The organism is Glacieibacterium frigidum, assembly GCF_007097155.1.
GTDB classification, from domain to species: Bacteria; Pseudomonadota; Alphaproteobacteria; order Sphingomonadales; family Sphingomonadaceae; genus Glacieibacterium; species Glacieibacterium frigidum.
In genome coordinates this window covers 902,630-926,333 of the sequence record NZ_VJWA01000002.1, presented here as the reverse complement: position 1 = coordinate 926,333, position 23,704 = coordinate 902,630, and the positions used below count along the sequence as shown (strand labels likewise).

At 70.0% G+C, this 23,704-nt stretch carries 24 protein-coding genes and 1 pseudogene; 16 read left to right on the top strand and 9 right to left on the bottom strand.

Features of this window, described 5'->3' with window-relative positions; translation table 11 throughout:
- The first annotated feature begins 205 nt into the window (after positions 1–205).
- The gene (locus FMM06_RS13930) at positions 206–1,543 is read left to right on the top strand and encodes an Hsp70 family protein (protein ID WP_235889322.1); all 1,338 of its coding nucleotides are present in this window, start codon (positions 206–208) and stop codon (positions 1,541–1,543) included.
- Between the two features lie 182 nt (positions 1,544–1,725).
- On the top strand, positions 1,726–2,511 hold the full coding sequence (locus tag FMM06_RS13925; RefSeq protein ID WP_144334945.1) for a DUF2092 domain-containing protein: 786 nt from the start codon (positions 1,726–1,728) through the stop codon (positions 2,509–2,511).
- A 132-nt stretch (positions 2,512–2,643) separates the two neighbouring features.
- On the opposite strand, the gene dinB is transcribed toward FMM06_RS13925, so the two are convergent.
- A complete protein-coding gene (dinB, locus tag FMM06_RS13920; protein WP_144334944.1) occupies positions 2,644–3,714 on the bottom strand; it encodes a DNA polymerase IV in 1,071 nt (356 codons plus the stop codon).
- 88 nt (positions 3,715–3,802) lie between these two features.
- On the opposite strand from dinB, the gene FMM06_RS13915 reads away from it, so the two are divergent.
- The gene (locus tag FMM06_RS13915) at positions 3,803–5,059 is read left to right on the top strand and encodes an arsenic transporter (protein ID WP_235889321.1); all 1,257 of its coding nucleotides are present in this window, start codon (positions 3,803–3,805) and stop codon (positions 5,057–5,059) included.
- Here the strand turns inward: FMM06_RS13915 and FMM06_RS13910 are convergent.
- Complete coding sequence (locus FMM06_RS13910) at positions 5,056–5,385, bottom strand: HesB/IscA family protein (RefSeq protein WP_144334942.1); 330 nt, start codon at positions 5,383–5,385, stop codon at positions 5,056–5,058. The genes FMM06_RS13915 and FMM06_RS13910 overlap by 4 nt on opposite strands.
- A 99-nt stretch (positions 5,386–5,484) precedes the next feature.
- Here FMM06_RS13910 and FMM06_RS13905 point away from each other — a divergent pair, with 99 nt between their 5' ends.
- Positions 5,485–6,948 carry an amidase family protein gene (locus FMM06_RS13905; RefSeq protein ID WP_144334941.1) on the top strand — a complete coding sequence of 488 codons (1,464 nt, stop codon included), beginning with the start codon at positions 5,485–5,487 and terminating at the stop codon, positions 6,946–6,948.
- Positions 6,945–7,634: a leucyl/phenylalanyl-tRNA--protein transferase gene (aat, locus tag FMM06_RS13900; RefSeq protein WP_144334940.1), complete on the top strand. Its 690-nt coding sequence runs from the start codon at positions 6,945–6,947 to the stop codon at positions 7,632–7,634. The genes FMM06_RS13905 and aat overlap by 4 nt, the downstream gene beginning before the upstream one ends.
- Positions 7,635–7,669: 35 nt before the next feature.
- Here aat and FMM06_RS17275 read toward each other — a convergent pair.
- The 3 genes and pseudogenes from FMM06_RS17275 to FMM06_RS13885 all read right to left on the bottom strand — a co-directional run.
- Positions 7,670–7,900, bottom strand: a pseudogene (locus tag FMM06_RS17275) (DUF2155 domain-containing protein); the annotation flags it as partial.
- 41 nt (positions 7,901–7,941) lie between these two features.
- Positions 7,942–8,448, bottom strand: a complete 507-nt coding sequence (gene mlaD / locus FMM06_RS13890; RefSeq protein ID WP_235889320.1) for an outer membrane lipid asymmetry maintenance protein MlaD — start codon at positions 8,446–8,448, stop codon at positions 7,942–7,944.
- Positions 8,449–8,472: 24 nt separating this feature from the next.
- A complete protein-coding gene (locus FMM06_RS13885) occupies positions 8,473–8,847 on the bottom strand; it encodes an NADH:ubiquinone oxidoreductase subunit NDUFA12 (RefSeq protein WP_144334937.1) in 375 nt (124 codons plus the stop codon).
- An 84-nt stretch (positions 8,848–8,931) separates the two neighbouring features.
- Here FMM06_RS13885 and FMM06_RS13880 point away from each other — a divergent pair, with 84 nt between their 5' ends.
- Positions 8,932–10,074: a glycosyltransferase gene (locus FMM06_RS13880; RefSeq protein WP_144334936.1), complete on the top strand. Its 1,143-nt coding sequence runs from the start codon at positions 8,932–8,934 to the stop codon at positions 10,072–10,074.
- Here FMM06_RS13880 and FMM06_RS13875 read toward each other — a convergent pair.
- A complete protein-coding gene (locus FMM06_RS13875; protein WP_144334935.1) occupies positions 9,996–12,122 on the bottom strand; it encodes a prolyl oligopeptidase family serine peptidase in 2,127 nt (708 codons plus the stop codon). The two genes, FMM06_RS13880 and FMM06_RS13875, sit on opposite strands and share 79 nt — an antisense overlap.
- 81 nt (positions 12,123–12,203) lie before the next feature.
- Between FMM06_RS13875 and FMM06_RS13870 the strand changes: the two genes are divergently transcribed.
- A complete protein-coding gene (locus FMM06_RS13870; protein WP_144334934.1) occupies positions 12,204–13,601 on the top strand; it encodes a M20/M25/M40 family metallo-hydrolase in 1,398 nt (465 codons plus the stop codon).
- Positions 13,602–13,730: 129 nt separating this feature from the next.
- Complete coding sequence (locus FMM06_RS13865) at positions 13,731–14,576, top strand: helix-turn-helix transcriptional regulator (RefSeq protein ID WP_144334933.1); 846 nt, start codon at positions 13,731–13,733, stop codon at positions 14,574–14,576.
- On the opposite strand, the gene FMM06_RS13860 is transcribed toward FMM06_RS13865, so the two are convergent.
- A complete protein-coding gene (locus tag FMM06_RS13860; RefSeq protein WP_144334932.1) occupies positions 14,573–15,916 on the bottom strand; it encodes a cryptochrome/photolyase family protein in 1,344 nt (447 codons plus the stop codon). The genes FMM06_RS13865 and FMM06_RS13860 overlap by 4 nt on opposite strands.
- Before the next feature lie 59 nt (positions 15,917–15,975).
- On the opposite strand from FMM06_RS13860, the gene FMM06_RS13855 reads away from it, so the two are divergent.
- Entirely contained in the window at positions 15,976–16,842 is an 867-nt protein-coding gene (locus tag FMM06_RS13855; RefSeq protein ID WP_144334931.1) for a D-amino-acid transaminase, read from the top strand.
- Here the strand turns inward: FMM06_RS13855 and FMM06_RS13850 are convergent.
- Complete coding sequence (locus tag FMM06_RS13850; RefSeq protein WP_235889319.1) at positions 16,829–18,166, bottom strand: MATE family efflux transporter; 1,338 nt, start codon at positions 18,164–18,166, stop codon at positions 16,829–16,831. The genes FMM06_RS13855 and FMM06_RS13850 overlap by 14 nt on opposite strands.
- Positions 18,167–18,296: 130 nt before the next feature.
- Between FMM06_RS13850 and FMM06_RS13845 the strand changes: the two genes are divergently transcribed.
- The 4 genes from FMM06_RS13845 to feoB are packed head-to-tail and all read left to right on the top strand — an operon-like array spanning position 18,297 to position 21,765.
- Positions 18,297–19,388 (top strand): NADH:flavin oxidoreductase, encoded by a 1,092-nt coding sequence (locus FMM06_RS13845; RefSeq protein ID WP_144334929.1) that lies wholly within the window; start codon positions 18,297–18,299, stop codon positions 19,386–19,388.
- A gap of 40 nt (positions 19,389–19,428) precedes the next feature.
- Entirely contained in the window at positions 19,429–19,614 is a 186-nt protein-coding gene (locus tag FMM06_RS13840) for a hypothetical protein (RefSeq protein ID WP_144334928.1), read from the top strand.
- Between the two features lie 52 nt (positions 19,615–19,666).
- Positions 19,667–19,930 (top strand): FeoA family protein, encoded by a 264-nt coding sequence (locus FMM06_RS13835; protein WP_144334927.1) that lies wholly within the window; start codon positions 19,667–19,669, stop codon positions 19,928–19,930.
- Positions 19,927–21,765 carry a ferrous iron transporter B gene (gene feoB / locus FMM06_RS13830; RefSeq protein ID WP_144334926.1) on the top strand — a complete coding sequence of 613 codons (1,839 nt, stop codon included), beginning with the start codon at positions 19,927–19,929 and terminating at the stop codon, positions 21,763–21,765. Before FMM06_RS13835 ends, feoB begins: the two co-directional genes overlap by 4 nt.
- Here feoB and FMM06_RS13825 read toward each other — a convergent pair.
- A complete protein-coding gene (locus FMM06_RS13825; RefSeq protein ID WP_235889318.1) occupies positions 21,738–22,118 on the bottom strand; it encodes a winged helix-turn-helix transcriptional regulator in 381 nt (126 codons plus the stop codon). The two genes, feoB and FMM06_RS13825, sit on opposite strands and share 28 nt — an antisense overlap.
- Positions 22,119–22,223: 105 nt before the next feature.
- Here FMM06_RS13825 and FMM06_RS13820 point away from each other — a divergent pair, with 105 nt between their 5' ends.
- The 3 genes from FMM06_RS13820 to FMM06_RS13810 all read left to right on the top strand — a co-directional run bounded on the left by FMM06_RS13820 (position 22,224) and on the right by FMM06_RS13810 (position 23,696).
- Positions 22,224–22,547, top strand: coding sequence for a nuclear transport factor 2 family protein (locus tag FMM06_RS13820; RefSeq protein ID WP_144334925.1), 324 nt, complete (start codon positions 22,224–22,226; stop codon positions 22,545–22,547).
- Between the two features lie 121 nt (positions 22,548–22,668).
- Complete coding sequence (locus tag FMM06_RS13815) at positions 22,669–23,433, top strand: Crp/Fnr family transcriptional regulator (protein WP_144334924.1); 765 nt, start codon at positions 22,669–22,671, stop codon at positions 23,431–23,433.
- Between the two features lie 17 nt (positions 23,434–23,450).
- On the top strand, positions 23,451–23,696 hold the full coding sequence (locus FMM06_RS13810) for a DUF6894 family protein (protein WP_144334923.1): 246 nt from the start codon (positions 23,451–23,453) through the stop codon (positions 23,694–23,696).
- Positions 23,697–23,704 lie beyond the last annotated feature (8 nt).

Here is a 23,704-nt window from a genome sequence, read left to right as displayed (position 1 = left end):
ATGGGATTGAAAATCCCCGTGTCGGTGGTTCGATTCCGCCCCCGGGCACCAGCGTTTTCAAGCGCTAGGCTGGTCTAACGCTCAGTCGGCAGAGGCTTGGTGTAAGTCCTGTTCAATCGCTGATTTTGCGGCGATTATACGTCAACGGCCTCATCGATGTGGCGCGGTGCGGTGTTCTGCCGTCCAGGCCATCGGGGCGCTAGCCATGCTGCGCCCCACCAGATCGATGAAAGCATGTCTCATGAACGGCGATCCAGCGGCCGGCGCGCTTGGGCTCGACTTCGGCACGACCAACACCGTGGTGGCGCTCGCCGACGGTGCGGGCAGTTCGGAATTGGTCGAGTTTACGGGACCGCACAAGCGCGATGCGGTGTTCCGTTCCGCGCTCTGTTTCTGGGAGGACGAGAGCGCGCGCGACGGCATCGCGTGCGAGGCCGGGCCTTGGGCAATCGCCGAGTATCTGCAGTCGCCGCTCGACAGCCGCTTCGTTCAATCATTCAAAACCGTGGCCGCGAGCGCGACGTTCGAACGCGCGGTGATTTTCGGCAAGGCGTTCCGCTTCGAGGACTTCGGCCGCCTGTTCCTGCAGCGTCTGGTCGGTCATGCGGGCGGACGGCTGGACGAGAGGCCCCGTCGCATCATCGTCGGCCGCCCGGTCGAATATGCCGGCGCGCGGCCCGACCCGGTGCTCGCCCGCCAACGCTACGACCTCATGCTTCGGGAGTTCGGCGTCGAACTCCACTACGTCTACGAGCCGCTGGGTGCAGCGTTCAGCTACGCCACGCGGCTGACCGAGCCGGCGACGGTGCTGGTCGCGGACTTCGGCGGCGGCACGACCGACTTCTCGGTGGTGTCGGTGGCCGAGCCTGGCGCGACGCGGCGATGTGCGCCCCTGGCGTCGGGGGGCGTCGGCATCGCGGGCGACCAGTTCGACCGCCGCATCGTCGACCGGCTCGTCCTCCCGATGCTGGGCAAGGGCGGCCAGTACCGGTCGATGGGGAAGACGCTCGATATTCCGAACGGCTGGTTCGCGGATTTCGGCGACTGGTCGCGCCTGGCGCTCATGCGTAATCGCCGTACCCTGGGCGACCTCAGCCGACTGCAGCGCGACGCCCTCGACCCGGACGCGATCAGGCGCATGATTTCGCTGATCGAAGCCGAGCAGGGCCTTCCCCTCTATGACGCCGTTGGCCGGCTCAAGCGCGAACTCTCCGTCGACGACCGGGCTGCGTTCCACTTTGAAGGTGGCGGCGTGACGATCGCCGCAGAGGTGCGGCGCGACGAATTCGAAGGATGGATCGCCGACGATCTGCAGCGGATCGAGACGACGATGATCAACGCCCTCGCCGCCGCCCGCATAGGGCCGGACGCGGTCGACCGGGTGTTCCTGACCGGTGGCTCCTCACTCATCCCCGCGATCAGGGCGATGTTCGACCGCCATTTTGGCGCGGAGCGCATTGCCACAGGCGGCGAATTTACCTCGATCGCGCACGGGCTGGCCCATATCGGCAGCGAACCCGATCCGGCTGTCTGGACTACGTGAGTCAGTCGTGGCCGACCCGGCGTTCGATGACCCGGGTCGGCAGAAGCACTCAAACCGAATTGCACGACGAGCATCGATGCCGTTCGCGGCAACAAGGCACAGATTAAACGCAGACTGTCAGATTTCGGACATTTGCCACCGCACCGACGGGCGACGACTCGCATCGGAACGGGGGAACAATCATGCGAATTCAGCTGCAAACACGCCGCCATGCGGCTTCTGGCGATCGACCAGCACTCATGCTGGCCGGTGCTTCACTTCTGCTTGCGGTGGTCGCCGGAGCAATTTCGGTCGCCGCCGTCGCCAAGCCGGTCCCGGCACCGGTGAGCAAGCCCGGGCTGACCCCGGAGGCCAAGGCCGCGCTGTCGTCGATGGGGACGTATCTGCGGTCGCTGAAGAGCTTCGAGGTGACGGCCGACGGCACCGGAGACGTAGCGCAGGATGGCCAGAGCCTCGAATATGACGCTCGGTTGCGCTACGTCGTCGCTTTGCCCGACAGGATGTTCGCCGAGGTCTCGACCGGGTCGCAACAACGCCAACTCTATTACGATGGCCTCAAGCTGACGGTGTCGGCGCCTGAGATAAATTATTATGCGGACATGCCGTTGAGCGGCTCGCTGGCCGTCCTGCTCGACCGGGCCGCCGCCGAATACGGGATCGAGCTGCCGCTGCATCAGCTCTTCCTCTGGGGCGATGCGAAGCGTCCGGTCGAATGGCCGACCTCGGGCTTCAAGGTCGGCACGACGCGTTGCGGCGTCGCGATCTGCGACCAGTACGCCTTCCGCCAACCTGGCCTCGACTATGGGATGAGCAGCGCGCGGCGCGACTGGCTGCACATGCTGAGCTTTGCGGTGACAATGACGATCACATTGTATCTCATCATCGACCTCGAATATCCACGCCTTGGCCTGATCGACGTCGCCAGCTTCGAGCGGGCCGCTATGGCGACCGCCGGCATCGATCCTTAGGCAGACGCAATGAGCCTGTCGGAACCGTTCAGGCGCCTTTAGGCTACCCACCAAATGGGGTTGAAAGTCCCGTGTCGGTGGTTCGATTCCGCCCTCGGGCACCAGCCTCGCCGAGTTCGAATTTCCGCAGCGTCAGATGTCCAGCGCGAGATCCGCTGGTTCACCGGGCGTCGCCGTCCCCAGTCCCGACAGCGTCAGGCCGAGCAGGCGCACGCCCATCGGGACGGGCAGCAGGGCGCGCAGCAGCATGGCTCCGGCCGACGCCACGTCGTCGCGGCTGGCGATCGGCGTGGTTCGCGTCATCGAGCGGCTGATGATGCGGAAGTCGGCGAACTTGACCTTGAGGGTCAGTGTCCGCCCGGTCGCACTGCTGCGCTCGATCCGCCGCCAGGCGGCATCGACGACGGGGTCGAGGGCGGCGAGCAGGTCGGGCTCGCTTGCCAGGTCGCGGTCGAAGGTGCGCTCGGCGCCGACCGATTTCAGCGGCCGGTCGCTGCGCACCGGGCGGTCGTCGTGGCCGTGCGCGGCGCGGTGGAAATAGCCGGCGCTGCTGCCGAACTGGCGGGTCAGCTGATCGAGGTCGCGGTCGCGCAGGTCGGCGCCGGTCAGGATGCCGAGCCGCGCCATCTTGGCCGCCGTCACCGGCCCGACGCCGTGGAAGCGCTTGACCGGCAGCGCGGCGACGAATGCCGGTCCCTGCGCGGGCTTGATCACGCACAGCCCGTCGGGCTTGTTCTGATCCGACGCGAGCTTGGCGATGAACTTGTTGTACGACACGCCCGCCGAGGCGGTCAGACCGGTCGTCTCGCGGATGCGTGCGCGGATCTCGGTCGCGATCGCGGTCGCCGAGCCGATGCCGCGCCGATCCTCTGTGACGTCGAGATAGGCTTCGTCGAGCGACAGCGGCTCGATCAGGTCGGTATAGTCGGCAAAGATCGCGCGGATCTGTAGCGAGACGGCGCGGTAGACGTCGAAGCGCGGCGGCACGAAGACCAGCGCCGGGCAGCGCCGGAGCGCGGTCACCGACGCCATTGCCGAGCGCACGCCGAAGGCGCGCGCCTCGTAGCTGGCGGCCGCGACGACGCCGCGCGCCTGCGCGCTGCCGACCGCGACGGGACGGCCGCGCAGGCCGGGGTCGTCGCGCTGTTCGACCGACGCGTAGAAGGCGTCCATGTCGACGTGGATGATCCGGCGATGGGTCATGTGGGCGGTCCGAAGCTCATACCCTATTCGTTCTCATGCGCCCAGCCGCGCTGGCGCCGCTGTCGCGGACATTCTAGTCGGGGCGGACGTGCCGCCGACTCCATCCGACATCGCCACCTGGGCGATCGTACTCGCTGCCGTCGCCTGCATCGTCGCGCAGCCGTTCCGCCTGCCGGAGGCGGTGTGGGCGGTGGCGGGGGCGGTGCTGCTGCTGGCGGGTGGGCTGCTGCCGTGGCAGGCGGCGCTGCAGGCGGTCGCCGGCGGCCTCGACGTCTATCTGTTTTTGATCGGCATGATGCTGCTGTCGGAGGTTGCGCGGCGCGAGGGCGTATTCGACTGGCTCGCGGGCCATGCGGTCGACCGGGCGGCGGGGTCGCCGCGGCGGCTGTTCGCGCTCGTCTACGCGATCGGCGTCGTGGTCACGACCTTCATGTCGAACGATGCGACCGCTGTCGTACTGACGCCCGCGGTGATCGCCGCGACGCGCGCGGCGCGGGTCGATCCGCTGCCGCATTTGTTCGCCTGCGCGATGGTCGCCAATGCCGCGAGCTTCGTGCTGCCGATCTCGAACCCCGCCAATCTGGTGATGCACGGCGCGGCGATGCCGCCGCTCGGCGAGTGGCTGGCGCGGTTCGCACTGCCGTCGATCGCGTCGATCGGCGTGACCTTCGCGGTACTGCGCTGGACGCAGGCGCGCCGCCTGGGCGGTGCCTGTGCAGCGCGAAGCGAGCCGTCGCTGCTGTCGCCGAGCGGCCGTACCGCGCTGGCGGGGATCGGGGTGGCTGCTGCGGGGCTGCTGATCGCGTCCGCCCTCGACACTCCGCTCGGCCTGCCGACATTCGCGCTGGGTGTGCTGACCGTCGCCGCGGTGGTGGCGCTTCGGCGCGCGGCGCTCATGCCGGTGCTCGCCGGCGTGTCCTGGTCGGTGGTGCCGCTGGTCGGCGGCCTGTTTGTGCTGGTCGCCGGCGTCGCGCAGGGCGGCGGAACGGCGTGGCTGGCGGACGCCTTGCGCCGGGGGCTGGAGGTATCGGCGGACCAGACTGCAGCAGTCGCGGGAGTCGTCGTCGCGTTCGCGTCGAACCTCGTCAACAACCTGCCCGCGGGGCTGATCGCCAGCACCGCGGTCGCCGAGGCGCAGGCCCCGGCGCGGGTCGTCGATGCGCTGCTGATCGGGGTCGACCTCGGCCCCAACCTGTCGGTGACGGGGTCGCTCGCGACGATCCTGTGGCTGACCGCGCTGCGCCGCGAGGGGCTGGATGTCGGCTTCTGGCAGTTCCTGAAGGTCGGCGCGCTGGTCATGCCGCCGGCGCTGCTCGCGGCGCTCGCCGCGCGGCTGCTGTTCTAGATCGAGAAGCTGGTCCCGCAGCCGCAGCCGCTTGTCGCCAGCGGGTTGCGGACCTCGAACGCCGCGGCGCCGATCTTCTCGACGAAATCGACCTGCGCGCCGTCGAGGAAGGGCAGCGACACCGCATCGACGAGCATCGTCACGCCGTCGGTGCCGGTCACCAGATCGTCGGGGCCGGGCTCGCTTTCGAGGGCGAAGCGGTACTGGAAGCCCGCGCAGCCACCGCCGTCGACCGCGAGGCGCAGCATCAGCCCGGGCTTGCCCTGGCGTGCGGCGATCGCTTTCACGCGCGCGGCGGCAGCAGGCATCAGGACGGGATCGCTCATGGTTCCAATGTAGGCGCTGGCGGGGGCGCTCGCAACCAACCGGCTTGCAAAGCGCGTGCGCATGCGCTGCGGTGCGCGGAAACGTCCGAGGGGAAATGGATGACGATCGATCGGCGCGGCTTCCTGCGGCATGGCGCGACGCTGGCGGCGGTCGCCCCGCTGTCGGGGGTCGATGCCCGGGCCGCACCGCCCGCCGATGCGGTGGCGCAGGCGGCGGCGGTAGCGGCAGGCACCGTGACCCAGCGCGCGCTGGTCGACGCGGCGATCGCGCGGCTGGGGCGGATCAACCCGCGGCTCAACGTGCTGGCGTCGGAGAACTTCGCCCGCGCCCGCGACGGGGCGCCGTCCGCAGGACCGCTCGGCGGGGTGCCGACGCTGATCAAGGGCAATATCGAACAGGGCGGCCTGCCGTTTACCAGCGGCAGCCGGGCGTTCGCCAAGCGCGTCGGCAAGGCTGACGGGGCGATCGCGGCGTCGATCGCGCGCGCCGGGCTGGTGTCGATCGGGCGCACGACGCTGCCCGAGTTCGGCCTGCTGCCGACCACCGAGCCGCTGGCGACCGGGCTGACGCGCAATCCCTGGAACTTGGGGCATTCGAGCGGCGGGTCGTCGGGGGGCAGTGCGGCGGCGGTCGCGGCAGGCGTCGTCGCAGTGGCGCACGCCAACGACGGCGGCGGGTCGATCCGCATTCCGGCGTCGTGCTGCAACCTGGTCGGACTCAAGCCGTCCCGCGCCCGGATGCAGGGCGAGCAGGGCGCGCGCAAGGTCACCGACTTCGGCGTCAACGGCTGCGTCAGCCGCACCGTGCGCGACACCGCAGCGTGGTTCGCGGCGTGCGAGGTCCGCGGTGCCGACGCCGCCTATCCGCCCGTCGGGCTGGTGACCGGGCCGTCGAAGGCGAGGCTGCGCATCCGGGGGCTCAGGGCGAGCGGCCTGGGGGTCGAGCCGGCGCCGGGCGTGGGGCGCGTGTTCGACGATGCGCGGCGGCTGCTGATCAAGCTCGGCCACGGCTACGGCGACGCGCGCCCGGCGTTCGACGGCCCGGCGGTGGCGGATGCGTTCAACAAGCTGTGGTCGTCGGGCGCGGCGGCGCGGCAGAAGGCGGCGGCCGACTTCCTGGGCCGCGCGGTGACCGAGGCCGATATCGAGCCAGCGACGTTGACCTGGGCGGCCAAGGGCGCGGGGCTCGCCAAGCCCGTGCTCGAGGCGGCGGTTGCGACGATGCAGGACCTCGAGCGCCGCTACACCGCGCAATTCGACGATTTCGACGTGCTGATGACGCCGGTGCTCGCCCTGCCGCCGCTCAGGCTCGGCACGCTGTCGCCGCGCAAGAGTTATGACGAGATGCGCGCGCTGCTGCAGACCTATGTCGCCTATACGCCCATCGAGAACGCCAGCGGCGCGTGCGCGATCAGCCTGCCGATCGGCTTCGCGGGCGGGCTGCCGGTCGGCATCCAGTTCGTCGCGCGCCCCGGCGGCGAGCGCGTGCTGCTCGAACTCGCCTACGAGCTGGAGAATGCGCTCGGCTGGCACCGCATGCGGCCGGGGGTGTGGGCGGGGTGAGCGCGCGGCTCGATCCCGACCTGCTGCTCCGCGCCTATCGCCTGGGCGCTTTTCCGATGGCCGATTCGGTCGATGCGGAAGACGTGTTCTGGGTCGAGCCGAAGAAGCGGGGGATCATCCCGCTCGACGGCTTCCACTGCCCGCGCAGCCTTGCGAAGACGGTGCGGCAGGATCGGTTCGAAGTGACCGTCGACGAGGATTTTCCGGGCGTCATGCGCGCCTGCGCGGCCGCCGCGCCCGACCGCGCCGACAGCTGGATCAACGCGACGATCCTCGATGCCTATGGTGCGCTCCACGCGCGCGGCAACGCGCATTCGGTAGAGTGCCGGCAGGACGGCGAGCTCGTCGGCGGGCTGTACGGGGTGAAGCTCGGCGCGGCGTTCTTCGGCGAGAGCATGTTCAGCCGGGTGCGCGACGCGTCGAAGGTGGCGCTCGTCCATCTCGTCGCTCGGTTGCGCGTCGGCGGGTTCCACCTGCTCGACACGCAGTTCCTGACCAGCCACCTCGCGGGCTTCGGCGCGGTCGAGGTGCCGCGTGCCGCCTACCGCGTTCAGTTGGAGGGCGCGCTCGCCGCCTCGGGCGACTTCTTCGCGCTCGACTCGCTCTTCGCGGCGCGACCCGAAACCACCGTATCGGGGCCGACGGCGGGAAAGCGCATACTGCAGCTCCTGACCCACACGTCGTAGAGCGCGTGCTCGAGCGGGTGGAGCGACGGGCTCTCGGCGTACATCCAGCCCGAATACAGGCGCCGCGCCGCGCCGCCGCGCAGCCGCTCGTCGATCTGCAGGAACGCGCCGGTCAGCTTGGGCTCTTCGGGCCGTGTCGTCTCGCAGGCGCGGACGCGGACGGTCAGCGCGTCGAACGACACCTGCTCGCCGGGCTTGGCGGTGAAGGTCTCGGCGCGCCCGCTGCGCTTGTTGAGCGCGCTCAGGGTCACGACGCGTTCGGCCATCGGCGTCACGGCGACCGCCGCCGCGGCGAACGCCAGCAGGATCATTGCGCCGGCGGAGTCACGGCGGCCGGCGGGCCAGCAGCAGGCGCGGCAGCCCCCTCGGCGGGCGCGGCCGCCTTGTTGCCGGTGCCGTTAATATAGCCTCCGATCAGCCCCATCAGGTCGGTCGCACCCTGCGTGTCGGTGATCTCGTCGCCGGGCTTCAGCGTCTCGGGATCGCCGCCCGGCGTCAGCGAGATGTAGTTGCCGCCGAGCAGCCCCTCGCTGGTGATCGCCGCGCTCGAATCGATCGGCAGCTTGACCTTGGGGTCGATCGACAGGTCGAGGACGGCCTGGAAAGTCTTCTCGTCGAGGCGGCTGCCGGTGACGGTGCCGATCTTCATGCCCGACACGCGCACGTCGGTGCCCGCCGACACGCCCGTCACGTTCGGAAAGCGCGCCGCGACCGTGTAGCCGCCCGCGGTGCCGGCGTTGGTGCGCTGGTAGGCGAACACCACGAAACCGACCGCGACAAGCAGCACGAGGAGCCCGACGAGGGCCTCGATCACGTTATCTTTCAACAGGGTACGCATTTATTCGGGTGTCCATGCCTCATAGTCGCCGGTCGCGCGGGCGCGCTTACCGGTGACGCTCAACGACCCGGAGGGGGCATGGGCTCCACTCGTTCCGGTCAGGTTGGGCACCCAGGGCTTTTCCCAGACGCGCGGCTTGGTCTCGGACGGCAGCGTATCGACAGTCTTGTGCAGCCACTGATACCATTCGGGCGGGATGCGGCTCGCCTCGGGCGCGCCGTTGTAGATCACCCAGCGGCGGCCGGCCTTCGATCCGTAATAGACATTGCCCTGCTCGTCGCGACCGACCTCGGTGCCGGTGCGCCACGTCGAGAGTCGCGTGCCGAGGCCGGGGCCGTTCCACCACGTGAAGATAAAGGACAAGAGCCTGAGCATGGCCGCGCGTTGAACCCGAAAGCGCCCGGCGATGCAAGCACGGCGCTTGCGCGCAGGCGGCGCGGTGGTCGATACACCGCCGTCATGCCGCCCCGCGCCCGCATCGCCATTTTCGTCTTCGACCTGTCGGCGACGGGTGTCGCACGCAATGCCTTCGCGCTGGCGAACGCGCTCGGGAAGACCCACGATGTCGAACTGATCACCTGCCGCAGCGGCGTGATGCACGAGCATGGCATCGCGGTCACGACGCTGGGCGGGGCGGGGCGGATCGGGCCGCTGGCGCTGATCGGGCTGGGGCGGCGGCTGCGCGCGCGGATCGTCGCGACGGCGCCGCAGATCGTCATCTCGGCGGGCAATCGCGGCCATCCGCTGTTCCTCGCGGCGCTGCGCGGACTGACCGGTCTGCGCCGCATCTACCGTTTTTCGAACGATATCGACCACAACCGCGGCGGGCGGGCGAAGGGCATGCCGGCAAAGGTCGGCGACGATGTCCAGATGGCGGCGCTGCTGAGTGATGCCGACCGCATCGTGCTGGTTTCGGCGCATCTGCTCGGCGACGCGCGGCTGGCCAAGGCGCACGCCAGCGGCCTGGCTGTGGTAATCGAGAACGGCGTCGACCTCGACCGCATCCGCGCGCGTGCCGCGTCGCCGTGCCCGCACCCCTTCGCCGCCGCCGGGGCCGACCCGTTCGTCCTCGCGATGGGGCGGCTGGTGCCGCAGAAGAACCTCGGCCTGCTGGTCGACGCGGTGGCGCGCGCCAACCGCGTCCGCCCACTAAACCTCGTCCTGCTCGGCGGCGGCAGCGACGCGGCGCGCGACGAGCTGGTGGCACGTGCCCAGTCGCTCGGAATCGCCGACCGCGTCGCTCTGCCCGGCGTCACCGACAATCCGTTCGCCTGGCTGGTGCGAGCCGCGGTGTTCGCGCTGCCGTCGTGGTGGGAAGGCGCGTCGAACGCGCTGCTCGAGGCACTCGCCTGCGGCACGCCGGTGGTCGCCTCGGCGACGGCGGGCAATGCGGCCGCGGTGCTTGACGGTGAGCGCTACGGGCTGATCGCCGATCCGGGCGACCCCGCCGCGTGGTCGGCGGCGCTGCTGCGCCAGACCGGCCCGGCGAAGGGCCGCGTGCTGCCCGGCGAGCGCGCTGAGGCCTATCGGCTCGACCGCACCCTCGCCGCCTGGGGCGCGCTCGTCGACGCCGAGCTCGAACTCAACTCGCGCGTTAAATAAGCGTCGATCAGCGCGGCGCGCTGCGCATCGGCCAGCCGGTCGGCGCCTGCCGCATGGCCGCCCTCGATCGCCTCGTCATAGTAAAAGCGCGTACCCGTCTCGCCCAGCGCGGCGGCGAACTTGCGCGCATGGCCCGGATGAACGCGGTCGTCCTTGGTCGAGGTGTAGATGAACGGCGCAGGGTAGTTCTTGCCCGCCTGGACGTTCTGGTACGGCGAGTATTTGCCGATGAACGCCCAGTCGGCGGGCACATCGGGGTTGCCGTACTCGCCCATCCATGAGGCGCCCGCCGACAGCTTCGAATAGCGCTGCATGTCGATCAGCGGCGATCCCATGATCACCGCGCCGTACAGGTCGGGGCGCTGCTCCATCGCGACGCCGACGAGCAAACCTCCGTTCGAGCGGCCCGAGATGGCGATGCGCTTCGCCGCGCTGACCTTCGTGCGGATCAGGTCCTCGGCGACGGCGTGCAGGTCGTCGAAGGCGTTCTGGCGCTTCTCGCGCAGCGCCGCCTGATGCCACGCCGGGCCGTATTCGCCACCGCCGCGGATGTTCGCCAGTACGAAGGCGTTGCCGCGCTCGACCTGGAACAGCGCGACGGGGCCGGCTCGGTACGGCTGCTCGACCAGATAGGTCGGCGTCTGCGCGGCGCGGAAACCGCCATAGGCGTGGACCAGCGCGGGCACGGGGCCGCGAACGCCCTTCTTGCGGACGATGAAATAGGGGACGCGCGTGCCGTCCTTGGACTTGGCGAAGCGCTGCTCGACGGTCATCGCGCTGGCGTCGAAGCGCGCCGGCAGCGACTGGACCGCGCGTGCGGGCACGCCGGGGACGACGGCATAGAGCGTCGGCGGGGTCAGCATCCCCTCGACGGTGACGAAGGCGAGATCGCGCACGCCCGCGACCGCATTCAGCTGGACGGTCGAGTTCGCGGCGAGCGGCTGCGGTGCCGCCTGCCAGCCCGACGCGGTGCGCGTCAGCGCGACGAGCTTGCCCGACACGTCGTCGAGCAGCTTGACCCACACCACGCCCTTACCGGCGGCGACCTGCTCGATCGACTGGCGCGCGGTCGGCACCAGCACCGTCTCGATCACCGGCGCCTTGCCGGCGACGACGTCGGCGATCGCATAGGCGACCAGCGTGCCCGCCGCGCGGCCCTGCCACGGCGACTGCAGCCGCGCGATCATTCGGCCGTCGAGAACATCCTCGATCTCGGCGTCGGTCGGCAGCGGCGAGCGGATCAGCCTGTCGCCCGCGATATGGCTGACCTCGCTGTTGAAGAAATCGACGCCGCGCTCGAACACCGGATAGGCGGTGCCGCCGTCGTTGAAGACCCGCGTGCCGACACGCACGTCCTTCTCGATCCCCTCGCCGACGACCGTTGCCGATGCGAGCGGCGTGCCCCGCTGCCAGCGCTTGACGATGCGCGCATAGCCGGAGGTCGTCAGGCTGCCCGCGCCGTAATCGGTCGCGACATACAGCGCGTCGTCGCCGGCCCAGTCGACGTTGGTCTTGGCGTTGGGCAGCGCAAAGCCGCCCTCGACGAACTTCGCAGCTGCGATGTCGAACTCGCGCACCACCACCGCGTCGGTGCCGCCGTCGGCGAGCGACACGAGGCAGCGGTCGTACCTCGGCGCGCGGCAGTCGGCGCCCTTCCACACCCACGACTTGCCCTCGGCCTTGCCCAGCGCATCGACGTCGATCAGCACCCGCCACGCCGGCTTGCCGCTCGCGAAACTGTCGAGCGATGCGGCGCGCCACAGGCCGCGCGGGTTCTTGCCGTCCTGCCACAGGTTGAGCACCGTCTCGCCGTTCACCGTATTCGGCGTCGCGATCCTCTGGTCGTCCTCCAGCAGTGCGCGCGCCCGGTCGCGCGTCGCGGCGAAGCCCGGGCTGGCGGTCAGGATCTTCGCGGCGTCGGCGTTCCATTCCTTGACCTGCGCGATGGCGCGCGGGCCCTCGATCTCCTCCAGCCAGGCATGGCGGTCGGGGGCGAGCGGGGCGGCGGCGAGGAGGGGGAGGAGGAGTGCGGCGCGAAGCTGGATCATGCGCGCTGTTTGCCCCGTCCGCCCCGGCACTGGCAAGCCGCGTGCTTTGCGCTACGCTGATCGCAAACAGGGGGAAATCGCATGATCGTCCGCACCATTATCGCCGCCACGCTCGCGGCGGGCTCCGCTTCCGCGCAGGCGCCGCGCGCCGGGGAGGCGGCGTTCCGCGACCTGTACAAGCAGCTCGTCGAGACCGACACGACACTGTCGGCGGGGTCGTGCACGCTGGCCGCCGAGCGCGTCGCGGCGCGGCTCAAGGCGGCGGGCTTCGCCGACGCCGACCTGCATTTGTTCAGCGTGCCCGAGGCACCGAAGGAGGGCGGGCTGGTCGCCGTCCTGCCGGGCAAGGACCCCAAGGCGAAGGCGATCCTGCTGCTCGCGCACCTCGACGTCGTCGAGGCGAAGAAGGCCGACTGGACGCGCGACCCGTTCACCCTGATCGAGGAGAACGGCTATTTCTATGCGCGCGGCGCCGCCGACGACAAGGCGATGGCGGCGATCTTCGCCGACAGCCTGATCCGCATGAAGGCCGAGCCGCGGCTGAAGCGCAGCGTCAAGCTGGCGTTGACCTGCGGCGAGGAAACGACCGGCGTGTTCAACGGCGCCGAATGGCTGGCCGCCAACCGCCGCGACCTGATCGACGCCGAGTTCGCGCTCAACGAGGGCGGCGGCGGGCGGGTCGATGCGAGCGGCAAGCCGCGCTCGCTGGCGCTGCAGGTCGGCGAGAAGATGGCGCACAACTACACGCTCGAGGTGCGCAACCGCGGCGGCCACTCGTCGGTGCCGCGCGCCGACAATGCGGTGACCGGCCTCGCCGCGGCGGTGCTCAAGGTGCAGGCCTACAAGTTCCCGGTCCGTATGACGCCGGTGACCCAGGCGTTCTTCGCCCGCGCCGCCGCGCTGTATGCCGAGCCGGTCGGCGCCGCGATGGCGCGCATCGCCGCGAACCCGCAGGACGGCGCGGCGGAGGCGCTGCTGGCACGCGACCCGCTGCTCAACTCGACGCTGCGCACGACCTGCGTGGTCACCCTCCTCGACGCCGGCCACGCCGAGAATGCGCTGGCGCAGCGCGCGCGGGGCAACGTCAACTGCCGCATCTTCCCGGGCGACACGATCGAGGGCACGCAGGCCGCCCTCGCCGCGGCGATCGGCGACCCGGACGTGACGATCACCTCAAAGCCGCGACGCGGGCCGCTGGCGACGCCGACGCCGCTCGATCCCAAGGTCGTGCAGCCCGCCGAGCGGCTGGCGGCGAAGCATTTCCCGGAAATCCCGATGATCCCGACGATGTCGACCGGCGCGACCGACTCGATCTATCTCGCCGCGGTCGGCATCCCGTCCTACGGCGTGCCGGGGATCCTGCGCGACGACGACGGCGGCGGCGTCCACGGCCTCGACGAGCGGATCCGCGTCACCTCGGTGCTCGACGGGCGCGACTATCTCCACGCCCTCGTCCGCATCTACGCCGACGCGCGATAGGACTTCCCCCGCACAGGCGAATCGTTTAGTGCCGGAACGGGTTACCGGGCCGGGTATCCGTCTGACGCCGCGTCGCTTTCCGCCGATAATCGGCCGTGGGCGCGCGCGCAAACGGGGTTGGCGTCGCGCATGGTCCAGGTTCGTTACTTCGCCCCCGCGCCCGCGCTGCGTGGCCTCGTCTCCTCCTATTACTGGTGCGAGACCGATCTCCCGCTGCTGTGCGACCGGATGCGCGCCGAACTCGGCCAGGTCCGCTTCGTCGTGCGCGGCACGCTGTCCTACCGCTTCGCCGACGGCCGCACTGTCGCCGGCCCGCCCGCGCTGCTGTCGGGGCCGACCGCGGCACCTGTCGAGACCTGTGCGACCGGGCCCTTTGGCTGCTTCGGCGCGGGGCTGATGCCGGCCGGATGGAGCGCACTGATCGGTCCCGATGCCGACGAACTCGCCGACGATGCCGTCGAGCTGCGCACGGTGTGCGGGGTCGCCGCCGACGATGCCTGCGACGCCATTGCGGACGCCCGCGACGACGCGGCGCGGGTGGCGGCGGCCGATCGCTTCTTCACCGGCCTGCTCGAGCGGCCGCGGGCGGTGCCGGCGTGGTTCCTGCGCCTGACCGACGACTGGCTGACCGCCAGCCCCGATCCGCGTGTCGATGCGCTCGTCGCGGCGTCGGGCATGTCGGCGCGGCAGGTCGAGCGCTGGTCGCGCCGCCACTACGGCGCGTCGCCCAAGCTTCTCGCGCGCAAGTATCGCGCGCTCCAGGCGGCGGTGCGGCTGGGTACCGGCGAGGCGCGCACCTGGTCCGAAGCCGCGGGCGACGCCTTCTACGATCAGTCGCACTTCATCCGCGAGTTCAAGCAGTTCGTCGGCATGACCCCGGCGCGCTTCGTCGCCGACGCGGCGCCGGTCAGCCGGGTGACGATCGCCCGCCGCCGCCTGCTGCCCGGCATGCCGCGGCTCGCCCTCTACAGCTAGGCCCTGGTCGCCGCGTAGGCCGCCAGCGCCCGCGCACGCGCCACGGCGTGATCGACCAGTGGCGGCGGATAGCCGCGCGCACCGCCTGCCTCCCACGGCGCATGGATCGCGGCCTCGGGAACGCGCGCCAGTTCGGGCACCCATTTGCGAATATAGGCGGACGCGTCGAACTTGGCGCTCTGCGTCACCGGCGCGAAGATGCGGTTGAACGGCGAACTGTCGACCCCCGACCCCATGATCCACTGCCAGCCGAGCGAGTTGTTGCCGAGGTCGGCGTCGACCAGCGTATCCCAGAACCAGCGGCTGCCGGCGCGCCAGTCGATCAGCAAATGCTTCACCAGGAACGACGCCGCGATCATCCGCACGCGGTTGTGCATCCAGCCGGTCGCCCACAGCTCGCGCATCCCGGCGTCGACGATCGGATAGCCGGTGCGCCCCTGCTGCCAGGCGCGGAGTTCATCCGGCGCATCGCGGTGCGCGAAGTCCACGAACTGCGCCCGGCCGGGTGTCTCGTGGCTGTCGGGGAAGGTGTCGATCAGCCCGGCGGCAAAGTCGCGCCACGCGATCTCGCGGCGGTACGAGTCGCTGTCGGGGACGGCGTGCCAGACCTGCCCCGGCGATACCTCGCCGAAATGCAGGTGCGGCGACAGGCGCGAACTGCCCGCCTCGGCCGGAAAGTTGCGCGCGCGGTCGTAGGCGGCGGCCTTGCCGGCGAAGGCGTCGAGTGCCGCGTGCGCGCCCGCTTCGCCGGGGGTCCAGACATTGAAACCCTTCGACCAGTCTGGCCTGGTCGGCAGCAACTGCCAGTCGGCGAGCGTATCGCTGTCGGGGACGGGCGCGGCAGTCAGCGCAGGCACCGGCGTCGGCGGGGGCGGCGGCATGTGCTGCTGCAGCGCGCGCCAGAACGGGGTGAAGATGCGAAAAGGGCCTCCGCTGCCGGTACGCACCGTGCCCGGCGGCAGCAGGTAATTGCCGTCGTGCAGCTGCAGCTCGCATTCGGCCGCGACCTCGGCCTGCTGGACGCGGGCCCAGGGCTCGTAGTGCCACAGCGCGTGGACAGCGCCCGCGCCACTTGTCCGGACAAGTTCGGGAATCACCGTCCCCGCGCGCCCGCGGCGCAGTACCAGCGGCACGCCCTGCGCCTCGAGCGATGCGGCAAGCGCCGCCAGGCTGTGATGCAGCCACCAGCGCTGCGCCCCGCCGATCCGCCAGTTGCCGGGAGTCTCGTCGTCGAGGACGTACACCGCGATCACCGGCCCCGCGCGCGCGGCGGCCGCCACCGCCGCCTGATCGGCGAGGCGAAGGTCCTGCCGGAACCAGATGATCTGCGGGTCGGTCATATTGTCCCTCGTAACGAAACCCGCTTTAAGCGCCATCCAACGCCAATGCAGGGGATAGGATGCCGCGCCTCGCCTATGTCGACGGCCGCCACGTGCCATTGGCGGACGCGAGCGTGTCGGTCGAGGACCGCGGCTTCCAGTTCGCCGACGCGGTCTACGAGGTCTGCGCGGTGGCGAACGGCCGCCTGTTCGACTGGGACCTGCACGCCGCGCGCCTGACGCGCAACCTGTCGGCGCTGGGCATCGCGGCACCGCTGGGAACGGCGGCGCTGCTGGTGCAGGCGCGGCGGCTGATCGCGGCCAACCGCGCGCGCGAGGCGCTGCTGTATATCCAGGTGACGCGCGGTGCCGGGCGGCGCGACCATGGCTTCCGCCCCGACCGCCCGACACTGGTGATGACGGTCCGCCCGTTCGATCTCGCAGGCCGCGTCGGCATGCAGGCGAAGGGCGTCGCGGTCGCCAGCGTCAACGATCAGCGCTGGGGGCGCTGCGATATCAAGACCGTCGGCCTGCTGCCCAACGTGCTGGCGAAGGCGAGCGCCAAGGCGGCGGGCGGGTTTGAGGCCTGGCTGGTCGACGATGCCGGCACCGTCGCCGAAGGGGCATCGACCAACGCCTGGATCGTCCGCGGCGGGCGGCTGATCACCCATCCGCTGTCGGCACGGATCCTCCCCGGGGTGATGCGCGCGGGCGTCATCCGTCTGGCGCGGGACCTGCAGATCGGCGTCGACGAGCGGCCCTTCACGCTGGCCGAGGCCTTCGCGGCGGACGAGGCCTTCCTGACCGCGACGACCGCGCCGGTGATCGGCGTCGTGCGCGTCGACGGTCACACGATCGGCGACGGCAACCCGGGTCCGGTGACGCGCAAGCTGGGCGAAGCGATGTGGGCCGAGATTGCGCGACAGACGGGTTTCAGGCCCGCCTGACCATCCACGCGAACCGCCCCAGCAGCAGCCCCGCCGACACCAGGCTGGCGACGATCACCGCCCAAACGATGCCGCTGACGCCGCCGTCCATCGTCACCGCGAACAGGTACGCGCACGGGATCATCACCGCGATATAGCTGAAGAAGTGCGTCGCGGCGGGTACCCAGATGTCGTTCTGCGCCCGCAGCGCCTGTGCGCCGACGACCTGCAGCCCGTCGGCGACGAAGAACAGGCACGACAGCAGCAGCGCCGCCGCGGTCATCGCGCGCACCGCGGGGTCGCGCGTATAGGCGCTGGCGATCGCCTCGTTGCCCAGCGCAACGACCGCGCAGATGCCGAGCGTCAGCGCCAGCGTCGTGCCGAAGCCGAGCAGCCCGGCGCGGCGCACCCCGGCCCGGTCGTGCGCGCCGAACGCGCGGCCGACGAGCACGCCGGTCGAGGTCGCGAGCCCCAGCGGACCCATGAAGATGATCGCCGCGACGTTGAGCACGATCGCCCAGGTCGCGACGCTGATCGCCCCGAACCAGCCCGCGACGATGCTCATCGACGCGAACGCCGCGGTCTCGACGAAGTAGCTGAGCGACGCCGCATAGCCGATGCGGCGCAGGCGGGCCGAGGCTTGCGCATCGCGCGGCGGCTTGGCGCGCACCCCCAACGCACGCGCCTCGGGCCACGCCAGGATGACCCAGGCGACGAAGGCGAGCAGCGCGAAGCGGCTGATGAAGGTCGCCCAGGCGCTCGCCACCGCGCCGTCGACGGGGAAGCCCGAATCGCCGGGCACCAGCCACAGGTTGAGGACCAGGTTGACGATATTCGCCGCCCACATGCACACCGCGCCGCGCACCGGGCGGCCGTGCGCCTCCAGCCAGAAGATGCCGGTGTCGGCGACCAGGATCGGCAGCAGCGACAGCGCGAAGATCTGCAGCACCGGCCCCGCCCCGTCGGCGAGGTCCGGCGCCAGCCCGACGTGGTGAAGCAGCGGCGGCCCGGCGATGGTCAGCAGCAGCCCCGCCGCGATCCCCAGCCAGAAGGCGTAGGTAAGCCCGCGGCGCAGCACCGCGCCGGTCTCGCTCGCCCGGCCGGCGCCGATCGCCTGGCTGGTCAGCACCTGCACACCGCTCAGCAGCCCGATCGAGGTGGTCAGCACGACCATCGTCGGCGCCCAGCCGAGCGCGTGATAGCCGAGCTCGGTCGCCGAATAACGCCCGACGACGATCGTATCGACCAGCCCCATCGCCATTATGCCCAGCCGCGACGCGACCACCGGCCCGGCAAGGCCGAGCAGGGCGGATAGTCGAATCTGGGCATGCGTCGCGGCAGTCACGGTGGGGGTCCTTCGGGCAGCCGCGCGGTGTAGGGGGAGGGGCACGGAAAGAAAAGCTTGGGGGTGGCCGCCTTGCCCGATCGCCCCCGCGCCCCCTACATCGGCGCGGTAACGATCCGGGGACCCCTGCATGACCAATCCGCTATTCCAGCCCTACAGCCTCAAGGGGCTGAACCTGCCCAACCGCATCGTCATGGCGCCGATGACGCGCAGCTTCTCGCCCGGCGGCATCCCGGGTGACGATGTCGTCGAATATTACCGCAAGCGCGCCGAGGGCGAGGTCGGACTGATCGTCACCGAGGGCACGGGCATCGAGCGCGCCGGCGCGGTCAACGACCCCAACGTCCCCGATTTCTTCGGCGCGGCACTGCCCGGCTGGGGCCGCGTCGCGGACGCCGTGCACGGCGCGCACGGACATATCGCACCGCAGCTGTGGCACGTCGGTGGCATGCCGAACCGCGCGACGACGTCCAAGCCGGTGACCGCCGAATCGCCGTCGGGCCTGTACATGGCGGGTCGCAGCAACGGCGATGCGATGAGCGATGCCGATGTCGCCGATGCGATCGCCGCCTTCGCGCGCGCTGCCGCCGACGCCAAGCGGCTGGGCTTCGACGCGGTCGAGCTGCACGGCGCGCACGGCTATCTGATCGACCAGTTCTTCTGGGGTGTCACCAACCAGCGCGACGACGGCTTCGGCGGCGAGACACTGCCCGAGCGCGGGCGCTTCGCGGCCGAGATCCTGAAGGCGGTGCGCGCCGCGGTCGGCCCCGACTATCCGGTCATCATCCGGGTCTCGCAGTGGAAGCAGCAGGATTTCGGCTTCAAGCTGGCGGCCGACCCCGCCGCGCTGGGCGAGTGGCTGCAGCCGCTGGCCGATGCGGGCGCGGACATGTTTCACTGCTCGCAGCGACGCTTCTGGGAGCCCGAGTTCGAAGGGTCGGACCTCAATTTCGCGGGCTGGGTCAAGAAGGTCACGGGCACCCCGACGATCACCGTCGGGTCGATCGGCCTCGACGGCGACTTCATCGCCGGCTTCGGCGGCGAAGCGTCGCAGCCGGCGTCGCTCGATGCCCTCGTCGAGCGGCTCGACCGGGAGGAGTTCGACCTGGTGGCGGTCGGCCGCGCGCTGATCGTCGACCCCGACTGGGTGCAGAAGGTCCGCGACGGGCGGACGGGGGAGCTGCGCGGTTTCGACCGGGCGGCGCTCGCAACTTTGGTCTGACGCGCACGTTCGGCCCTCGCACAACCCCAGGAGACCCGACATGGCCACTCTCGCGCGCTTCAATATCGAAGCCCAGGACGACGAGCAGTTCCTGCTGCGCATCGAAGGCGACGACGGCAACACCGTCGAGCTGACCGCCACCTACGACCAGCTCGACCTGATCGCCGAAGCCATCGAGGAGCATCTCGACGAGGACTTCGAGGACGCCGACGTCGTCGAGGAATAGTCTTCGCTGATAATCGTTCGCAATTCATCCGCCGCGGGTCTATATCGGGGTCATGCGGACCCTGAACGACCTGCGGCGCGGCGAACGCGCGGTGATCGCGCGCATCGCCGGCGTCGGCGGTGACGAAATCACCGTCCGCCGCCTCCACGAAATGGGCTTCGACGACGGCGTCGAGGTCGAGATGCTCCACCGCGGGCCCGTCGGCGGCGATCCGCTGGCGTTGCGGGTCGGCAGCATGGTGGTCGGCCTGCGCAAGGCGCTGGCGGGCATGATAGAGATCGAAGCCGCTGCCGCGTTCGCCGAAGCGGCCGAGTGACGGCGCTCCTCGCCGCGCTGGTCGGCAATCCCAACGCCGGCAAGACCAGCCTGTTCAACGCATTGACCGGCAGCCGCCAGAAGGTCGGCAATTATCCCGGCGTCACCGTCGAGCGGAAGTCGGGGCGACTCGCGCTGCCCGACGGGCGCATCGCCGAACTCGTCGACCTGCCCGGCACCTATTCGCTGTCTCCGCGCTCTCCCGACGAAGCCGTCACCCGCGACATGGTCCTCGGCCGCCAGGCGGGCGAGCGGCGGCCCGACGCGATCGTCGCGGTGATCGACGCGACCAACCTGCGCAACCACCTCCGCTTCGTCCTCGAACTGCGCCGTCTCGGCCTGCCGATGGTCGTGGCGCTCAACATGGTCGACCTGGCGGAGCGCGACGGCACGCGCATCGACGTCGAGCAGCTCAGCCGCATCCTGGGACTGCCCGTGGTGCCGACGGTCGCGGTGCGTCGGCGCGGGCTGACCGAGCTCGCCGCCGAGATCGGTCCCTTGCTCGGCACCGCGCCCGCGACGCTGGCGAGCCCCGAGGCCGATATCCGCCTGCTGCAGCGCGAGGCCCGCGTCATCGCCGACACCGTGACCGCGCAGCACGGTGCGGCGAAGCGCTGGACGCAGGTTCTCGACGGCGTCGCGATGCATCCCGTTGCGGGGCCGCTGCTGCTGATCGCCATCCTCTTCGTCATGTTCCAGAGCGTCTTCGCGTTCGCCGAGGTGCCGATGGGCTGGATCGAGGCGGGGATTGCCGCGCTTCAGGCGCAAGTCAGTGCGCTGCTGCCCGACACCTGGCTGCGCAGCCTGCTGAACGACGGCGTGTTGTCGGGCGTTGGCGCGGTGGTGGTGTTCCTGCCGCAGATCCTCATCCTCTTCCTGTTCATCATCCTGCTCGAACAGTCGGGATACATGGTCCGCGCGGCATTCATCATGGACCGGCTGATGGCGGGTGTCGGATTGAACGGTCGTGCCTTCATCCCGCTGCTGTCGAGCTTCGCGTGCGCGATCCCCGGCATCATGGCGACGCGGACGATCGACGATCCCAAGGACCGGCTGACGACGATCCTGATCGCGCCGCTGATGACCTGCTCGGCGCGGCTGCCGGTCTACACGGTGATCATCGCCGCCTTCATCCCGGCGACGAACGTCGGCTGGTTCGGGCTGCAGGGGCTGGTGATGCTCGGCCTTTACGTCTTCGGCGTGGCGGGCGCGCTGGTCGCCGCGTGGGCGCTGCGCCGCACCGTGACCAAGGGTCCGACGCCGACCTTCCTGATCGAGATGCCCAAGTATCAATGGCCGGTGCCGCGCGACATCGGCATCGGCCTGTGGCAGCGCGCCGGCGCCTTCCTGCAGCGCGCGGGCGGGCTGATCCTGATGATCACCGTCGTGTTGTGGGCGCTCGCGAGCTTCCCCAAGCCGCCCGAAGGCAGTGCCGTAACGCCGCTCAGCTATTCGGCCGCGGGCCGCATCGGCAGCGCGCTCGAGCCGATCTTCGCGCCGATCGGCTTCAATCGGGAGATCGCCATCGCGCTGGTCCCCGGCCTGGCGGCGCGCGAAGTCGCGGTCGCGGCGCTGGGCACCGTCTATGCGCTCGACGGCGATGAGGATCAGGTCGCCCAGTCGCTCGTCGAGCGGCTGCGCGGGTCGTGGTCGCTGCCGACCGCGCTGGCGTTCCTCGCGTGGTACGTCTTCGCGCCGCAGTGCCTCGCGACGCTGGCGGTGGTCAGGCGCGAAACCGGCGGGTGGAAATGGCCGGCGTTCATGTTCGTCTACCTGTTCGCCATGGCCTATCTGGCGGCAGGCGCGACCTATTGGATCGCCCGCGCGCTGCTGTAGGCACGGGCCGGATTTCCGGCCGGCTCATCCCGCCGTTCGGCCCATTGCAGCAGCGCATCGAGCGCCGGGCACAGCGACTGACCCCATTCGGTCAGGCCATATTCCACCTTGGGCGGTACCTGGTGATGGACGGTGCGCGTGACGATGCCGTCCGACTCCATCTGGCGCAGCTGCTGGATCAGCATCTTCTGCGAGATCGCGGGAATGGCGCGTTCGAGGTCGGAAAAGCGCAGCAGCCTGCCGCCGAACAGGTGGAACAGGATCACCAGCTTCCACCGTCCCTCCAGCATGCGGATGGCCTCCTCGACCCCGGCGGCGGCGGAGAGCGGCGTGTGCTCGACGGGCTTACCCACGGGTCAGTACCCTACTTTTTCGTGCGTTCTTGTCATTCCCGCTGGCTAGGCCGACCTGACTGGCGTCGCAACGACCTTCGCGTTGCCCGGTCAGGAGAGTGCAGCATGCCCGAAATTCCCCCTGTCATCGCCGCCTATTTCGGCACCCCGCCCGATGCCGGCGCCGACATGCTGCGGGCGATCTTCACCGACGACGCGCATGTCCGCGACGAGGCGCACGATCACGTCGGGATCGACGCGATCCGCGCGTGGCGTGTCGAGACCTATGCCAGAACCCCGTTTACCGTCCGGCCGCTCGAGCAACGCACCGCCGGTCATGCAGTCGTCGTCCGCGCCGAGGTGTCGGGTACGTTTCCGGGCAGTCCGGTGATGCTCGATCACCGCTTCGAACTGACGGGCGGTCGCATCGCCTCGCTGGACATTGGCTGATGCGCCTGTAGATCGACCGACCGCCAGACGCCACGCGAGTTAACCTAGTTTATGATAGTGCCGCAGTGGCGCGTGTAGGGAGGTCGGCAGTCTGCGTGACCACCGTAAGCCAAGAGCGATAATGAGCCGCAGCGATCCGACCAATCTTCAGCCTTTCGTCGATCGCCTTCTGGCGCGCTCGGTCCTGACCCCCGATGAAATCCAGGCAATCCTTGCCCTGCCCGTGCATCCCGTCGAAGTGCGCGGCCAGACCGACTTCGTGCAGGTCAATGAAAAGACCTCCTGCGCCTGCTTCATCGCGTCGGGCATGGTCGCCCGCTTCGGCGAGACCCGCGACGGGCAGCGGCAAATCACCGCGTTCCATATTCCCGGCGACATGGTCGACCTGAACTCGGTAGTGCGGCCGATCGCCGTCGGCGGGCTGACGACCTTGTGCAACACGACCATTCTGGAGGTGCCGCATACCGCGATCCGCGCCCTCGCAGTGCGCTACCCGGCGGTGGCGGAGGCGTTCTGGCGCGACACCATGCTCGACGCGGCGATCCTGATGCAGTGGGTGGTGAACGTCGGCAAGCAGCGCGCAAAAACGCGCTTGGCGCACATCTTCTGCGAGATGGCGATCCGTCTGGGTGGCGACCGCCAGATCCTGCAGGAATATGATTTTCCGGTGTCGCAGGAGCGGCTGGCCGAGGCCGCGGGCATGACCGGCGTCCACGTCAACCGGTCGCTCAAGGCGCTTCGCGAGGAGGGGCTGGTCACCGTGAAGCGGTACAGCGTGAAGATTCACGACTGGCAACGGCTGGCGCAGACGGGCGAATTCGAGGCTGATTATCTGGTGGCGGACACGGGCACTGATCGACGGGCACGTCTGCTCGCCGGCGATTGACGGGCTGGGGACTGCACATGGCGCTTTATCACATCAATATCCGGACCGAATCGCACATCGCCGAGTGTATCGACGTCGAGCGTGACGACCTGACCGGGTTGCGGCTCGAAATGGCGCGCTTCGTCGGCGAGCTCTTGAGGGACCATGCCGAACAGATCTGGGTCGACGAGGACTGGCGGGTCGATGTGACCGACGCGAACGGCGCCATCATCTACGTCATGCATATCGGTGCGAACGAAGTCGGCAAGAAGGGCGAGGAATAGCTCCAGGC

Coding starts and splice junctions, on each gene's coding strand:
- FMM06_RS13930 (WP_235889322.1), top strand. CDS start 206: ATGCTGCGCCCCACCAGATCGATGAAAGCATGTCTCATGAACGGCGAT.
- FMM06_RS13925 (WP_144334945.1), top strand. CDS start 1,726: ATGCGAATTCAGCTGCAAACACGCCGCCATGCGGCTTCTGGCGATCGA.
- dinB (WP_144334944.1), bottom strand. CDS start 3,714: ATGACCCATCGCCGGATCATCCACGTCGACATGGACGCCTTCTACGCG.
- FMM06_RS13910 (WP_144334942.1), bottom strand. CDS start 5,385: ATGAGCGATCCCGTCCTGATGCCTGCTGCCGCCGCGCGCGTGAAAGCG.
- FMM06_RS13905 (WP_144334941.1), top strand. CDS start 5,485: ATGACGATCGATCGGCGCGGCTTCCTGCGGCATGGCGCGACGCTGGCG.
- FMM06_RS13885 (WP_144334937.1), bottom strand. CDS start 8,847: ATGCTCAGGCTCTTGTCCTTTATCTTCACGTGGTGGAACGGCCCCGGC.
- FMM06_RS13880 (WP_144334936.1), top strand. CDS start 8,932: ATGCCGCCCCGCGCCCGCATCGCCATTTTCGTCTTCGACCTGTCGGCG.
- FMM06_RS13875 (WP_144334935.1), bottom strand. CDS start 12,122: ATGATCCAGCTTCGCGCCGCACTCCTCCTCCCCCTCCTCGCCGCCGCC.
- FMM06_RS13870 (WP_144334934.1), top strand. CDS start 12,204: ATGATCGTCCGCACCATTATCGCCGCCACGCTCGCGGCGGGCTCCGCT.
- FMM06_RS13865 (WP_144334933.1), top strand. CDS start 13,731: ATGGTCCAGGTTCGTTACTTCGCCCCCGCGCCCGCGCTGCGTGGCCTC.
- FMM06_RS13860 (WP_144334932.1), bottom strand. CDS start 15,916: ATGACCGACCCGCAGATCATCTGGTTCCGGCAGGACCTTCGCCTCGCC.
- FMM06_RS13855 (WP_144334931.1), top strand. CDS start 15,976: ATGCCGCGCCTCGCCTATGTCGACGGCCGCCACGTGCCATTGGCGGAC.
- FMM06_RS13845 (WP_144334929.1), top strand. CDS start 18,297: ATGACCAATCCGCTATTCCAGCCCTACAGCCTCAAGGGGCTGAACCTG.
- FMM06_RS13840 (WP_144334928.1), top strand. CDS start 19,429: ATGGCCACTCTCGCGCGCTTCAATATCGAAGCCCAGGACGACGAGCAG.
- FMM06_RS13835 (WP_144334927.1), top strand. CDS start 19,667: ATGCGGACCCTGAACGACCTGCGGCGCGGCGAACGCGCGGTGATCGCG.
- FMM06_RS13820 (WP_144334925.1), top strand. CDS start 22,224: ATGCCCGAAATTCCCCCTGTCATCGCCGCCTATTTCGGCACCCCGCCC.
- FMM06_RS13815 (WP_144334924.1), top strand. CDS start 22,669: ATGAGCCGCAGCGATCCGACCAATCTTCAGCCTTTCGTCGATCGCCTT.
- FMM06_RS13810 (WP_144334923.1), top strand. CDS start 23,451: ATGGCGCTTTATCACATCAATATCCGGACCGAATCGCACATCGCCGAG.